The sequence below is a fragment of the Limnohabitans sp. Jir72 genome (assembly GCF_003063575.1).
In the GTDB taxonomy this organism is placed as follows: Bacteria; Pseudomonadota; Gammaproteobacteria; order Burkholderiales; family Burkholderiaceae_C; genus Limnohabitans_A.
Map to the genome: position 1 here is coordinate 160,713 of NZ_NESC01000003.1, position 13,456 is coordinate 174,168.

The following is a 13,456-nucleotide window of genomic DNA, read 5'->3' on the forward strand; positions in this document are numbered from 1 at the left end:
GACCTGAAGGTGCCGACCTGCCAGAAGACACCCAACACCGATCACAGCAGCTTGCGCCCGGTCAGGCGTTCGTGTTCACGCAGCGCAAAGCGGTCGGTCATGCCCGCGATGTAATCGGCCACCGAGCGGTGCAAGTCCGCACGCACCGCGAAGTCTTCGCGCATCTCGGCCGGTCGGTCCACATAGGCGGCAAACAGCTCGCGCACGCCTTGCTGGGCTTGCCCGGTGGTCTGCATCACCTGCGGGTGACGGTACAAACGGGCGAACAGGAATTTCTTGAGTTCCGCCGTGCGGGCCTTCATGTCGGCACTGAAACCGACCAGCGGACCCGTCAGACGGGCCTGGGCAACAGTTTGCACACCGGCTTGCGCCACCGCATGCCGCGTGGTGTCGATCACGTCGTACACCTGGTCGCTCAGCATGCGCCGAATGGTCTCGTACAGCAGACGACGGGGTTTGGCCAACAAGCCGGGGTGCTCGCTCAGGGCCTGCTGGTGGTAATGCGCAAACAGCTCGACCTCCAGCAATTGCTCGGTGCTGATCAAGCCGGAACGCACACCGTCGTCGATGTCGTGCGCGTTGTAGGCGATGGCATCGGCCAGGTTGCACAGCTGCGCTTCCAGACTGGGCTGGGTGCGGTCAATGAAGCGCCGGGCCACACCGCCGGGCTCGGTCAACTCCAAATGTTCGGCGTTGACCCGAGAGCAGTGTTTGAGCACACCTTCGCGGGTTTCAAAACTCAGGTTCAGGCCATCAAACGCGGGGTAACGCTCTTCAAGCTGGTCCACCACACGCAGGCTTTGCAAGTTGTGCTCAAAACCGCCGTGCTCGGCCATGCATTCGTTCAGTGCGTCCTGCCCGGCGTGGCCAAAGGGCGTGTGCCCCAAATCGTGCGCCAGCGCCACGGCCTCCACCAGGTCTTCATTCAGACCCAAAGCTCTGGCGATGGACCTGCCCAGCTGCGCGACCTCCAGCGAATGCGTCAGCCGCGTGCGAAACAGATCGCCTTCGTGGTTCAAAAACACCTGGGTTTTGTAGACCAGGCGCCGAAACGCGGTGGAATGGACGATGCGGTCGCGGTCGCGTTGGTAGGCATTGCGCGTGGGCGCAGGCGCCTCGGCATGGCGACGGCCCCGGGTGAGCGCCGGGTCGCTGGCCAAAGCCGACAGCTGCCCCAGCGTGGGGGCGAGGTCGGGCGACAGCAGCGTGGGCATGTCCATGGATTCAGGCGCAGCAGCTGTTGATCACGTCACGCACCATGTCGTCAGGTGCGCCGCAGACGGTGGCCTGGCCGGGGCCGTCGATCACCACAAACTGGATGTCGCCGCCCACCGCCTTCTTGTCCAGGCGCATGTGTTCGATGTAGTGCCCGGCGTTATCGGCCGCATCGATGATGGGGCCGCGCACGGGCAAGCCTGCACGTTCGATCAAGGCCTTGAGGCGATCCACAAAGGCGGCGTCGACTTTGCCCAGCCTGTGCGACAGTTCGGCGGCCATGACCATGCCGCAGCCCACGGCCTCGCCGTGCAGCCACACGCCAAAGCCCAGCCCCGCCTCAATGGCGTGGCCAAAGGTGTGGCCAAAATTCAGGATGGCGCGCAGGCCGGCCTCGCGCTCGTCTTGCCCCACCACCCAGGCCTTGATCTCGCAACTGCGCTTGACGGCATGGGCCAGTGCTTGCGGGTCTTGCGCCATCAAGGCGTCGATGTTCGACTCGATCCAGTCCAGGAAGGCCATGTCGGCGATCGGGCCGTATTTGATGACTTCGGCCAGGCCCGCGCTCAGCTCACGCGGGGGCAAGGTGGTCAGGGTGTTCAGATCGCAAATCACCCGCACTGGCTGGTAGAACGCGCCGATCATGTTCTTGCCCAGTGGGTGGTTGATGGCGGTTTTGCCGCCCACCGACGAATCGACCTGCGACAGCAGCGTGGTGGGCACCTGCACAAAGGGCACGCCGCGCATGTAGCTGGCAGCGGCAAAGCCGGTCATGTCGCCGATCACGCCACCGCCCAGCGCAAACAGCACGGTCTTGCGGTCACAGCCTTTGGACAGCAAGGCATCAAAAATCAAGTTCAGGGTCTGCCAGTCCTTGTGGGCCTCGCCATCGGGCAGCACCACGGTGTGGACTTGCTTGTAAAGCGGACTGATCGCGCTGCGCAAGACAGCTTCGTACAGCGGCGCGATGGTCTCATTGGTCACGATCATGGCCGTCTGGGCTTTGGGCAAGCCGCCCCAAGTCTCGGCGCGGCCCAGCAGGCGCTGGCCAATGTGGATGTCGTAACTGCGGTCGTCCAGTGAAATGGCGACCTGTTCAAGGGAAATGGTGGACTCGGACATAGCCCCCAAGTGTAGGGCTTTGACGGGCTGCTCAGCGCGTGGCTTGAGGCGCAACACTCTCTGGGCGGGCGGGCAACTGGCCAGACAGTTCGAGCTGCATGATGATCATGTTGACCAGGGTGGACACCGAGGGGCTGCCTGTGTCGATGACATGGTGTGCGGTTTCCCGGTACAGCGGATCGCGGGCCTCGTACAGTGACCGCAGGCGCCCCATTGGGTCGTCCACCTGCAGCAAGGGGCGACCGGTGTCGTGGCGCACCCGGCGGTAGACGTCTTCCGGCGCAGAGCGCAAGTAAATCACATGGCCACGCTCGTGGAGATGGCGACGGTTGACTTCGCGCAAGACCGAGCCACCACCGGTGGCCAGTACACCTGGGTGGTGCTGACTCAGGTCATCGAGCACTTGCTGCTCGACATCGCGGAAGCTGTCCTCCCCTTCGCGGGCGAAAAATTCCCTGATCGAACAGCCCAGACGGTCTTCAATCACATGGTCGGAATCCACAAAAGGCAGGCCCAAGCGGCGGGCCAATTGCCTGCCGATGGTGGTTTTGCCCGAGCCCGGAAGGCCCACGAAGAAGATGCTCAAAGGGAAATCTCACACAAAAACCAAGACCACCGCTGAGACAAATGGGTGACCTGAACAGAGGCCCCAAGTGTATTCGACCCGGCCCCCACGGCCAGGCTGTGGCCTCATTGCGCTGACACCTTGCCCGCATCCAGCACCACTCGGGGCGTCAAGAAAATCAGTAATTCCGATTTGCGCCGTGTCTGATTGCGGTTTTTGAACAACCACCCCAGGCCGGGCACATCCGCCAATCCAGGCACTTTGGCTTCGTCGTTGCGATCGGCATCTTCGTAAATGCCCCCCAGCACCACGGTGCCGCCATCGTCCACCTGCACTTGGGTTTTGACGTGCTTGGTGTTGATGGCGTAGCCTGCAGGCGTGAGCTGCCCCACGCTGTCGCGGTTGACGTCCACATCGAGCACCACAGCACCCTCAGGCGTGATCTGCGGCGTCACCTCCAGCTTGAGGTTGGCCTTGCGAAAAGTGATGGCCGTCACACCAATGCCTGAAGACATTTGATAAGGCAACTCGGTGCCCTGCTCGATCAGGGCTTTGGTTTGGTCCGCCGTGATGACTCGGGGCCGCGAGACCACTTTGCCACGGCCATCGGCTTCCAGCGCCGAAATCTCTACATTGATGAAGCGGTCAGCCGCAGCGTTGAACAGTGATACGGCAAAGGTTGAGGGCACATTGAGCGTCTGCCCCGCATTGCCGGCCGGTAAATTGACCTGATTGCCCATCTCCACGCCCGCGCCACTGGTGGCATTGCTTGCGCCCAAATTGAGGTGCCTGGCCCCCACCGTGCCTGCAGACCCTAACCCCAGACGCACCCCCAGCGATTGACCGAATTGGTCATCGGCCTCAACAATCTGCGCCTCAATCAGCACCTGCCGGATGGGTACATCCAGTTTCTGGATCATCTGATTGACATCGGCCAGCCGCCCCGGCACATCAAGGACAAACAATTGATTGGTGCGCGGCTCGGCCATCGCACTGCCACGGGGGCTCAACCATCGCGTTGCGCTTGAGCCTGCACCCGTGCCTCCCATCAGACGTTGCACCACTTCAGTGGCGCGGGCGTACTGGAGGCGCAAAGGCAACATCTGCAAGGGACTGACCGCTTCGAGTGCCGCTTGAGATTCCAGATGCTTTTTCTCTCTCAAAGCCCATTCCTCCCTGGGCGCAACCCACAACACATTGCCTTCACGGCGAGAGGTCAGACCTTTGGATTGCAAAACAATGCCTAGCGCCTGGACCCAAGGCACATCGACCAGACGCACAGATATCTGCCCCGTCACCGAATCAGCCACTACCAAATTCAAGCCCGAAAATTCAGCAAACACCTGTAGCAAAGCACGGACATCGATGTTCTGAAAATTCAAACTGATGGGCTGACCATCTGCCGCCACCACCATTCGGGATGCGGGACTCAAGCCATCGACATCAACCACCGGATGGGGCTGCGCCCAAGCCAAAAAGGGCACACAAACACAGTACAAACACCCAAAACGCCAACCGCTCATCGCTCACCTCCTGGCCATTTCAATTCAAGCTTTTGTCCCTTCGCAGATCTGAAAATCACGGCATCAGCTTGTATGGACTCCACCCTATGCCCTTCCATTGCGACACGTCGCCCCACTTGGACCGGCACCCAGATCCCGCCGACACCGAGAACCGCCTGCCACTGAGCCCCCTGACGCCAAGTGCCCAGCAAACGAACCCGGTCCATCGGCCAGTACAGGGGATCATCGAGGGATGGCATGTTGTCCAGCACTCGCGGTTGCGCTACAGCGAGGTGTCCAGGATGAGAAAAAATCTCCGACCTCTGCGTCATGCCCGCGCTTTTGCGCAAGACGGGGATGGGACCATGCGACTTGGCAGACCCGGACAAGCCCCCAATTGGTTCAGGGTTGAACCACAGATGCAACACAACATCCAATTGCACACCCCGGGCGGTGGCTTGTGGTGCAGCGCTCAAGCGTTCAATAGACAACAAAGGGCCTGAATCGGCGACCCAACGCCAAGCACTCACCCAATCTGAAAAAGAAGCATTCAATCGCATGGCCACCTTTTGGCCTTGCAATGGACCAGCCAGAACCTCAGGCAACAGATGCAGTGATACCACCTCCACACCCTGCGCCATGAACGCCTGCTGCAAATCAATCCAGCTTTGTGCAGGCAAGCTGTCTGCCAAACGCGACCACAATGGCCCTGCAACATGGAAAGAAGAGATCATATTTTCCGCAATAGGCAGCGGCTGCACTTGCCAACGGACCAACGCCGTGTCCACTGCTTGCTGTGTCTGCTCATGCGCAGAAAGCGCATCACTGCCCCACCACAAGACCGCACCACCCCCCAGTGCGGCGCCACTCACAGCAAACAACCAACGCTTCAATTGCCGCATGCACGCACGCCACAGCGTCTCCCATCGCACGGTGCGGGCCAACGCCAACAAGATGCGCTGTGGTTTCAACGTCATGGCTTGACCTGCTTGGCCTGCGTGAGAGGCACCACTGTATCGCCCAAGCCGGGCCAATTGGCTTGCCAGGCAAAGGAGACCGGCGATAACGCCGCATCGCCCACAGACATCATCTCCATGCTTACCAGACGCAGGGGTTGCCCCCAACGCTCAGACAAGTGCTGCAGCGCATGGGACATGGCTTGCGCTGTGGGGGCCTGCCCCTGAATGTCGATGCGTCCCGCCTCCACTTGCAAGCGCTGCAAACTCAAACCCAAGCGTTGAGCATCTTCAAGCAAACTGCTCTGGAACAAGGTCCAAACATGCTGCCGGGACTGCAATTGTGTCAACTGCGTCCATTGCTGCTGCAAAGCCTGGTTTCTTTTCGCCGCCTGCTGATGCAATTGAGCTTGACGTTGACGCTCATTCAAGCGGGTCTGCAATTCATGCAAGGCCTGCTGCAGTTTGTCTGTTTCAATGATCTGCCACTGCACCCAACAGCCGGCCAACACAAACCCGAAAGCCACACCCATCCAGCCCGAGTGCCACTGACGACGCCAAGTTTCCTGGCGATCCAGTGTTGGAAAGTGCAACAAATTGAAGTCGGCCATCAGGCCCACGCCTTCAATGCCAAACCCGATGCCACAAGCCGCGCTCCAACGGGAGCAGACAACACCTCCTGCAACACTCCATCCCAATGCACATCGTCCCTGCTTGAGCCATCCAAGTCTGGCAGTACCTTGGAGCCCCATCGGAATTGCCAATCTTGCGGTGCTTGTTGCAACAAGCTGGGTAGACCGCCCACCAACGCCTGTGCCCCGCGCCGCGCAGCATCCATCTCTGGCTCCACAAGAGCCAAGCGCCACCCCTGAACTGCAGCAATCCAATTTTGGTAGTCAGCCACCAAGGATCTGGCACAACCGACCCACCGGATTTGACCCGCCATACCTGCACCCGAGGCTTCGGATTCAAAATCAAAACTGACCTCTTCGGGCGGCAAACTCAAAGCTTGCGCGACCTCTAGCTGGACCTCTGATGGCCACGCTTGTTGTGGCACATCCAACGGGCAAGCCATTTGGCCTGCAGCCAGCGCATGGGCAGGCACGCTCATGGCCAAGCGGTAACGCGGCCCGAACTTGGGACGAGGCGCATTCACCAGCGCCTGGCTGAGCCAAGACGCATGGATGACCGAAATGCCTTGCGGTGGCACGAGAACGTTCAAAGTGTGGACACAACACAAATCTGCACTTTGGCGAGTCAAGCCCAACAATACCCAAGCTGGGCCGTCCTGCGCCAGACCCCATGCTTGGCGCGCAACAACCCCCTCCATTTTTTGCCAAAGTCGTCCAAATATTTGCATGACCTGCTCCCTTAGCGGGGTCTTCTTGACCCTCTGGTGCATCTTTTGTAACAGGTAATTCACGTTTCCACAAACAAAAACTAACTCCAAAGAGTTCAATTAATGTGAAGAAACTTGGTGGAGATGGGTGAAGATTTTTATAATGCAACATGGTGGCCAGTCGGCTTGCCAAGCCTATCTCGCCCTATGCCCTCCAAAGACAAACAACTGCCAGAGTCCGAACGCAACCCTCGTGGCTCGGCAACGACTTATGTGCCTTCATGGCTCTTGACACTCGCTGCATGGGGATCTGGCATCGCCATCGCCGGACTGCTTTCCATCTTGCTGGTTGTTGGTGTAGCCATGGTCGTGGCCTACCCCAACTTGCCCGATATTTCAGACTTGGCGGACTACAAACCCAAGCTGCCTTTGCGCATCTACACGGCCGATGGCCAATTGATGGGGGAGTTTGGTGAGGAGCGCCGCAACCTCACGCCGATCAAAGACATCCCACAAGTCATGAAAAATGCCGTGCTGTCTATTGAGGACAACCGGTTTTACCAACATGGCGGTGTGGATTACCTCGGCATTTTGCGAGCTGGCGTGGCCAATATCGGGCGCATGAAAAGCCAAGGTGCCTCAACCATCACCATGCAGGTCGCGCGCAATGTGTACCTGTCATCCGAGAAAACCTTCACTCGCAAGATTTATGAGATTTTGCTGACCTACAAACTTGAGAACATGCTGACCAAGGACCAGATCCTTGAGATCTACATGAACCAGATTTTTCTGGGCAACCGTGCTTACGGCTTTGCCTCGGCGGCTGAAACATATTTTGGCAAATCATTGAAAGACATCACCCTCGCCGAGGCGGCCATGCTGGCAGGTCTACCCAAAGCACCTTCGGCGTACAACCCCATCAGCAACCCCAAGCGCGCACGCTCTCGCCAGCTCTACATCATCGAGCGCATGGAAGAAAATGGTTACATCAACTCAGAACAGGCCAAGGCAGCCAAAGCAGAACCACTCGTCTTGCGCACGTCAGGGGACAGACGCACTTTGCACGCCGAATACGTAGCCGAAACGGTGCGCCAAATGGTTTTTGCCCAATATGGCCAAGAAACTTACACCCGCGGTCTGAACGTTTACACCACATTGCAATCGACCGAACAGATGGCGGCCTATAAAGCCTTGCGACAAGGCATCATGGATTTCGAACGCCGACAGATCTACCGAGGTCCCGAAAAATTCATCGATCTGCCAGCGGACCCGAAGAAGATGGAAGACGCCATCGACGACGCCTTGGAGGAGCACCCAGACAACGGTGATGTGATATCTGCCGTGGTGCTGGAAGCCACGCCCCGCAAAGTGGTGGTTGTCCGACAAAACGGCGAACAAATCAGCGTCACTGGAGACGGCTTGAAACCCGCGCAATCGGGCCTGTCTGAGAAAGCGCCACCCGCCAAGCAAGTGCGCCGAGGTGCCGTCATTCGCATTGTCCAAACACCCAAGGGCGTCTGGGAAATTACCCAACTGCCAGAGGTAGAAGGTGCTTTCGTGGCCATCACGCCGCAAACCGGTGCCATCCGCGCTTTGGTGGGCGGCTTTGACTTTACAAAAAACAAATTCAACCATGTGACCCAAGCTTGGCGCCAGCCAGGCTCCAGCTTCAAGCCATTCATTTATTCCGCTGCCCTGGAGAAAGGCTTTACCCCTGCAACCGTGGTCAATGACGCACCTTTGTTCTTCGACGCTGGCGTGACCGGTGGTCAACCTTGGGAGCCCAAGAACTATGACGGCACTTTCGATGGCCCCATGACTTTGCGCAAGGGCTTGGCCAAATCGAAAAACATGATCTCCATCCGAGTGCTGCAATCAGTGGGCCCTCGCAATGCACAGGAATGGATCGGTCGATTCGGTTTTGATGAAGAAAAACACCCGGCTTACTTGACCATGGCTCTGGGTGCCGGATCGGTCACACCCATGCAAATGGCTACCGGCTATTCGGTCTTCGCCAATGGTGGTTTCCGTGTACAACCCCACTTGATCACACGAATTGCTGATCACAAAGACCGTGTACTGGTGGACAGCCCCGTTCCCGCACAGCCCGAAGAAGAACAACGCGCGATCCCTGCACGCAATGCCTTTGTCATGACCAGTTTGCTGCAAGAAGTCACACGCTCGGGCACGGCCGCAAGGGCACAAGCCACGCTCAAGCGCCCAGACATTTACGGCAAGACCGGCACCACCAACGACTCGATGGATGCTTGGTTTGCGGGCTATCAGCAAAACCTGACCGCCGTGGTCTGGATTGGCTATGACACCCCTCGCAAATTGGGAGACCGTGAAACCGGCGGTGGCCTGAGCTTGCCGGTCTGGATCAGTTTCATGGAAACCGCACTGCGTTCGATCCCAGTGTCCGAACCCGCCGTGCCAGAGGGCCTGGTCAATATCGGCGGTGACTGGATGTTCGACGAATTGTCTAAAGAAGGCAGCATCACATCACTGGGCATAGGTCAGGAAAACCATGCCAACAAGCCCCTTACGGCCCCTGCAAGCGACGAAAAGAACCGTATTTTGGATTTATTCCGCCGCTGAGATGAACGACACCCAAAAAGACGGGGTGTCGGGCAAACCAGCTCAAGCGCAGAAATTCAGCGTCATGCCCGACTGATCTGACGCGTAACGCGACAGACTGTTCCAAAACTCACCCTGGCCTTTGGTATCTTGCCAGAGCTGCCCATCAAAGCGGTAATGAAATCCTCCGCAGCGTGCCGCCAACCACACCTCATGCAAGGGCTTTTGCAGATTGATGACGATCTGGCTGCGGTTGGCGAAAGTCAAAGTCACCATGCCGCCCACGCGCTGGTTGTCGATGTCGGCATCGGTGTCGTCGTTCAGACGATCGCAACCCGTCTCTACGCCGGCCAGCAGGCGCTCGGCTTGGTCCATGAATTCAAGGTCGGTCATTACAATCGCGGCATGTTGAAAGTACTGTGGATTTTAGTCAGGACGCTTACCCTTGCGGTATGTGCGGTCGCATTGTGCGCATGCGGGCAGAAAGGCGCACTCAAATTGCCAGACACGCCCGCCTCGGCAGGTCGCGCCACCTTACCGCAAAGCATCAATCCCTGGCACGTTGCGCCCCCACGGACCCAGCGCCCCAAAGCCCAAGCCCAAGACACCCTCCCGGCCGACACCCCTGCCGCGCCCGAACTGGGCAATGACACGACCCCCTCTTCCTCTTATCTGAAGCCATGACCGCACCCTCCAACGCCCTTGCCTTGCCCGGACAACCTCACATTGCCTACCAGGGCAGCGAGCTCATGGTCGAAGGCGTGCGCCTGTCCGACTTGGCCCGAACGCATGGCACGCCGCTGTTTGTGTATTCCAAAGCAGCCATGTTGTCGGCCCTGGCGGCCTACCAGCGCGGCTTTGCAGGCCGCCAAGCGCAAATTTGCTACGCCATGAAAGCCAACTCCAGCCTGGCCGTGTTGCAGGTGTTTGCCAATGCCGGGTGCGGCTTTGACATCGTGTCGGCTGGTGAACTGGCCCGCGTGCTGGCCGCTGGCGGTGACCCGGCCAAAGTGATCTTCTCGGGCGTAGGCAAGACCCGCGCCGAGATGAAGCAAGCCCTGAAAGTGGGCATTGGTTGCTTCAACGTCGAAAGCGAAGCCGAACTCGATGTGCTGAGCGATGTGGCTGCTTCCATAGGCCTCAAAGCCCCGGTCAGCCTGCGCGTGAACCCCAACGTGGACCCCAAGACCCACCCCTACATCTCCACAGGGCTGAAAGGCAACAAATTCGGCATTGCCCACGAAGACGCCTTGCGCGCTTACCGCCATGCGGCCAGTCTGCCGGGCCTGAAGGTGGTCGGCATCGATTGCCACATCGGCTCGCAGATCACCGAGATGACGCCTTACCTCGACGCCATGGACCGCGTGCTCGACTTGGTGGCCGAGATCGAAGCGGCGGGCATTGCCATCCACCACATCGACTTTGGCGGGGGCCTTGGCATCAACTACAACGGCGACACCCCGCCCGAGGCCGATGCCCTGTGGGCGCAGCTGCTGGCCAAGCTGGACGCACGCGGCTACGGCCAGCGCCAGCTGATGATCGAACCCGGTCGCTCACTGGTGGGCAATGCAGGCGTGTGCCTGACCGAGGTGCTGTACCTCAAGCCCGGTGAGCAAAAGAATTTTTGCATCGTCGACGCGGCCATGAACGACCTGCCCCGCCCGGCCATGTACCAAGCCTTCCACCAGATCGTGCCCGTCACAGCGCAAGCTGGCGAAGGCACGGTGTACGACGTGGTCGGCCCTGTGTGCGAAAGCGGCGACTGGATTGGCCGCGACCGCCAGCTGCAGGTCGCAGCGGGCGACACGCTGGCCGTGCTGTCGGCGGGCGCTTACTGCATGAGCATGGCCAGCAACTACAACACCCGAGGCCGTGCGGCAGAAATCTTGGTGGACGGCACAACAAGCCACCTGATCCGCCAACGCGAATCGGCGTTCGACACCTTTGCGCTGGAGCAGCTGGTCGACTGACCTCCTGAGACCACCACAGACAAAGGGGCTGAATTTCAGCCCCTTTTTTCATGCCGGCGTGGCCGCTGAGCCCACCAAGGCGACCTGCACCAAACAGTCGTAAAACACAGGCGCCCGCCCCAAATCGGTCAGGTGCTGGCTGGTCAGTTCGTTGACGTTGGTGCCATTCAGGCCCAGCTTGCGCCACCAGATGCCCAAGCCATTGACCACGCCCGAACGCGCCCGCTGGTTGAGGCGAGCCTTGCAGTGGTAGGTGCCCCGGTCGTTGAACACGCGCACCACCGCGCCGTCGGCAATGCCGCGCTCGGCCGCGTCTTGCGGGTGCATCTCCAGCACCGGTTCGGCTTCGATGTCGCGCAGACTTTGCACGTTCACAAAGGTCGAATTCAAAAAGTTCCGCGCCGGTGGCGAAATCATCGCCAACGGATAGCGCCCGCCAGCTTGCGGCACTTCGTAGTTGGGCACATGGTCGGGCCAGCCGTCCAGGCCTTGGTCCACCAAGCGCTGGCTGAAGAATTCACAACGCCCCGAAGGCGTCGGGAAGCCGCCCTGCGCAAACGGTGCATCGGGCACCGGCAAAGAGGCAAAACCATGCGCCAGCAACTGCTCAAAATCATCCGCATCGCCGATGGCGCTGCGGCACAGGCTTTCATCGCTCTGCGCAAAACACGGATCGTCAAAACCCATGCGCTGGGCCAGCGCCCGGAAGATGTCGGTGTTGGTGCGCGCCTGCCCCACCGGCGCAATGGCCGGGCGGTTGAGCAAGACATCGGTGTGGCCATAGCTGGTGTGGATGTCCCAGTGCTCCAGCTGCGTGGTGGCGGGCAAAATGAAGTCGGCGTAGTCGGCCGTATCGGTCTGAAAATGCTCCAGCACCACGGTGAACAGGTCTTCGCGGCCAAAGCCCTGCACCACCTTGCCCGACTCGGGGGCCACCGCCACCGGGTTGCTGTTGTAGACAATCAAGGCCTCGATCTGCGGGCCGAACTCAGGGGATGCAGGACGCAACAAATCGTCCCCGATCGTGCTCATGTTGATGGTGCGCGGGCGCCGCTGGCCCAGCAAATCGGGCCGCTGCAAGGCGGCACGCCGCACCGGAAAATGGCCTGAGCTGCTCATGAGCAAGCCACCGCCCGGGTGACGCCATGCGCCCGTCAGCGCGGGCAAGCAGGCCACTGCACGCACCGCATTGCCGCCACCGCGCACGCGCTGCATGCCGTAGTTCAAGCGGATCGCTGCGGCGGGGGTCGTGCCCCAGTCCTGGGCCAGTTGGCGGATTTGCGCGACGGGCACGCCACACACTTGGGCCGCACGCTCGGGTGACCACTGCAAGGCACGCTCACGCAGCCCCTCCCAGCCCAAGGTGAAACGGTCGATGTAGTCTTGATCGAGCCAACCGTTGACGATCAGCTCATGCATCAAGGCCAGCGCCAGCGCGGCATCGGTGCCAGGCCGAATGGCGATGTGTTCATGGCATTTGTCGGCGGTCTCGCTCTTGCGCGGGTCGATGCACACCAGTCGGGTGCCCTGGCGTTTGGCCTCTTGGGCGATGCGCCAAAAATGCAGGTTGCTGCCGATCGAATTGCTGCCCCAAATCACGATCAGTTGGGAATGGGCAAACATGCGCACCGGCATGCCCACTTTGTTGCCCAAGGTTTGCGTGAGCGCCTCGGCCCCCGCCGAAGCGCAAATCGTGCGGTCCAGCAACGACGCGCCCAGTTGGTGGAAAAACCGCGCCGCGATCGACTCGCTTTGCACCAGGCCCATGGTGCCCGCATAGCTGTAGGGCAAGATGGCCTGCGGGTCACGCGCGGCGATGGTTTTCAGGCGGGCGGCGATCTCGTCCAGCGCCTCGTCCCACCCGACCGGCTCAAACTGACCCGCCCCCTTAGGACCCACACGCCTCAAAGGTTGCAGCAAGCGCTCAGAGTGGTAGGTGCGCTCGGCGTAACGCGAAACCTTGGTGCACAAGACCCCGTCGGTCGCAGCATGCGTTGGGTTGCCCTGCACGCGCACCGCTCGGCCGTTTTCCACCGTGGTCAGCAAGGCGCAGGTGTCAGGGCAATCGTGCGGGCAAGCGCCTCGCACCACGGTCTGAGCAGGGTCGGCAGTGGTCATGGTTTTGAGAGAACAAGCAAATTCCGATGAGCCATTGTGACCGAAGCCCCCCATAGGCTGCGATACAAGCCCCCCAAAGACGCAGGGGTGAT

At 60.0% G+C, this 13,456-nt stretch carries 12 protein-coding genes; 3 read left to right on the forward strand and 9 right to left on the reverse strand.

The genetic code is table 11. The features are described 5' to 3' along the window. Positions 1-41: 41 nt before the first annotated feature. The 7 genes from B9Z52_RS05565 to B9Z52_RS05595 form a co-directional block, all read right to left on the reverse strand. The gene (locus B9Z52_RS05565; protein ID WP_108413002.1) at positions 42-1,214 is read right to left on the reverse strand and encodes a deoxyguanosinetriphosphate triphosphohydrolase; all 1,173 of its coding nucleotides are present in this window, start codon (positions 1,212-1,214) and stop codon (positions 42-44) included. 10 nt (positions 1,215-1,224) lie between these two features. Continuing rightward, positions 1,225-2,337: a 3-dehydroquinate synthase gene (gene aroB / locus B9Z52_RS05570; protein WP_108412849.1), complete on the reverse strand. Its 1,113-nt coding sequence runs from the start codon at positions 2,335-2,337 to the stop codon at positions 1,225-1,227. 31 nt (positions 2,338-2,368) lie between these two features. Further along, a complete protein-coding gene (locus B9Z52_RS05575) occupies positions 2,369-2,923 on the reverse strand; it encodes a shikimate kinase (RefSeq protein ID WP_108412850.1) in 555 nt (184 codons plus the stop codon). 104 nt (positions 2,924-3,027) lie between these two features. Then, entirely contained in the window at positions 3,028-4,425 is a 1,398-nt protein-coding gene (locus B9Z52_RS05580; protein WP_108412851.1) for a type IV pilus secretin PilQ, read from the reverse strand. After that, positions 4,422-5,306 (reverse strand): hypothetical protein, encoded by an 885-nt coding sequence (locus B9Z52_RS05585; protein WP_146182789.1) that lies wholly within the window; start codon positions 5,304-5,306, stop codon positions 4,422-4,424. Before B9Z52_RS05585 ends, B9Z52_RS05580 begins: the two co-directional genes overlap by 4 nt. Positions 5,307-5,377: 71 nt before the next feature. Beyond that, positions 5,378-5,971 (reverse strand): hypothetical protein, encoded by a 594-nt coding sequence (locus B9Z52_RS05590; protein WP_108412853.1) that lies wholly within the window; start codon positions 5,969-5,971, stop codon positions 5,378-5,380. After that, complete coding sequence (locus B9Z52_RS05595; RefSeq protein ID WP_146182790.1) at positions 5,971-6,582, reverse strand: hypothetical protein; 612 nt, start codon at positions 6,580-6,582, stop codon at positions 5,971-5,973. Before B9Z52_RS05595 ends, B9Z52_RS05590 begins: the two co-directional genes overlap by 1 nt. A gap of 324 nt (positions 6,583-6,906) precedes the next feature. On the opposite strand from B9Z52_RS05595, the gene B9Z52_RS05600 reads away from it, so the two are divergent. Further along, complete coding sequence (locus tag B9Z52_RS05600; protein WP_108412855.1) at positions 6,907-9,297, forward strand: penicillin-binding protein 1A; 2,391 nt, start codon at positions 6,907-6,909, stop codon at positions 9,295-9,297. A gap of 42 nt (positions 9,298-9,339) precedes the next feature. On the opposite strand, the gene cyaY is transcribed toward B9Z52_RS05600, so the two are convergent. Then, complete coding sequence (gene cyaY / locus B9Z52_RS05605) at positions 9,340-9,669, reverse strand: iron donor protein CyaY (RefSeq protein WP_108412856.1); 330 nt, start codon at positions 9,667-9,669, stop codon at positions 9,340-9,342. Positions 9,670-9,681: 12 nt separating this feature from the next. On the opposite strand from cyaY, the gene B9Z52_RS18085 reads away from it, so the two are divergent. Further along, positions 9,682-9,960, forward strand: a complete 279-nt coding sequence (locus tag B9Z52_RS18085; RefSeq protein WP_108412857.1) for a lipoprotein — start codon at positions 9,682-9,684, stop codon at positions 9,958-9,960. Continuing rightward, positions 9,957-11,246, forward strand: a complete 1,290-nt coding sequence (gene lysA, locus B9Z52_RS05615) for a diaminopimelate decarboxylase (protein WP_108412858.1) — start codon at positions 9,957-9,959, stop codon at positions 11,244-11,246. Before B9Z52_RS18085 ends, lysA begins: the two co-directional genes overlap by 4 nt. Before the next feature lie 48 nt (positions 11,247-11,294). Here lysA and B9Z52_RS05620 read toward each other — a convergent pair whose 3' ends face one another. After that, complete coding sequence (locus B9Z52_RS05620) at positions 11,295-13,364, reverse strand: molybdopterin-dependent oxidoreductase (protein WP_108412859.1); 2,070 nt, start codon at positions 13,362-13,364, stop codon at positions 11,295-11,297. Between the last annotated feature and the right edge of the window lie 92 nt (positions 13,365-13,456).

Bases quoted from the DNA above. Each gene is read 5' to 3' on its own strand.
- B9Z52_RS05580 (WP_108412851.1), bottom strand. From the start codon at position 4,425: ATGAGCGGTTGGCGTTTTGGGTGTTTGTACTGTGTTTGTGTGCCCTTT.
- B9Z52_RS18085 (WP_108412857.1), top strand. From the start codon at position 9,682: ATGTTGAAAGTACTGTGGATTTTAGTCAGGACGCTTACCCTTGCGGTA.
- B9Z52_RS05585 (WP_146182789.1), bottom strand. From the start codon at position 5,306: ATGCGGCAATTGAAGCGTTGGTTGTTTGCTGTGAGTGGCGCCGCACTG.
- cyaY (WP_108412856.1), bottom strand. From the start codon at position 9,669: ATGACCGACCTTGAATTCATGGACCAAGCCGAGCGCCTGCTGGCCGGC.
- B9Z52_RS05590 (WP_108412853.1), bottom strand. From the start codon at position 5,971: ATGGCCGACTTCAATTTGTTGCACTTTCCAACACTGGATCGCCAGGAA.
- lysA (WP_108412858.1), top strand. From the start codon at position 9,957: ATGACCGCACCCTCCAACGCCCTTGCCTTGCCCGGACAACCTCACATT.
- B9Z52_RS05600 (WP_108412855.1), top strand. From the start codon at position 6,907: ATGCCCTCCAAAGACAAACAACTGCCAGAGTCCGAACGCAACCCTCGT.
- aroB (WP_108412849.1), bottom strand. From the start codon at position 2,337: ATGTCCGAGTCCACCATTTCCCTTGAACAGGTCGCCATTTCACTGGAC.
- B9Z52_RS05565 (WP_108413002.1), bottom strand. From the start codon at position 1,214: ATGCCCACGCTGCTGTCGCCCGACCTCGCCCCCACGCTGGGGCAGCTG.
- B9Z52_RS05620 (WP_108412859.1), bottom strand. From the start codon at position 13,364: ATGACCACTGCCGACCCTGCTCAGACCGTGGTGCGAGGCGCTTGCCCG.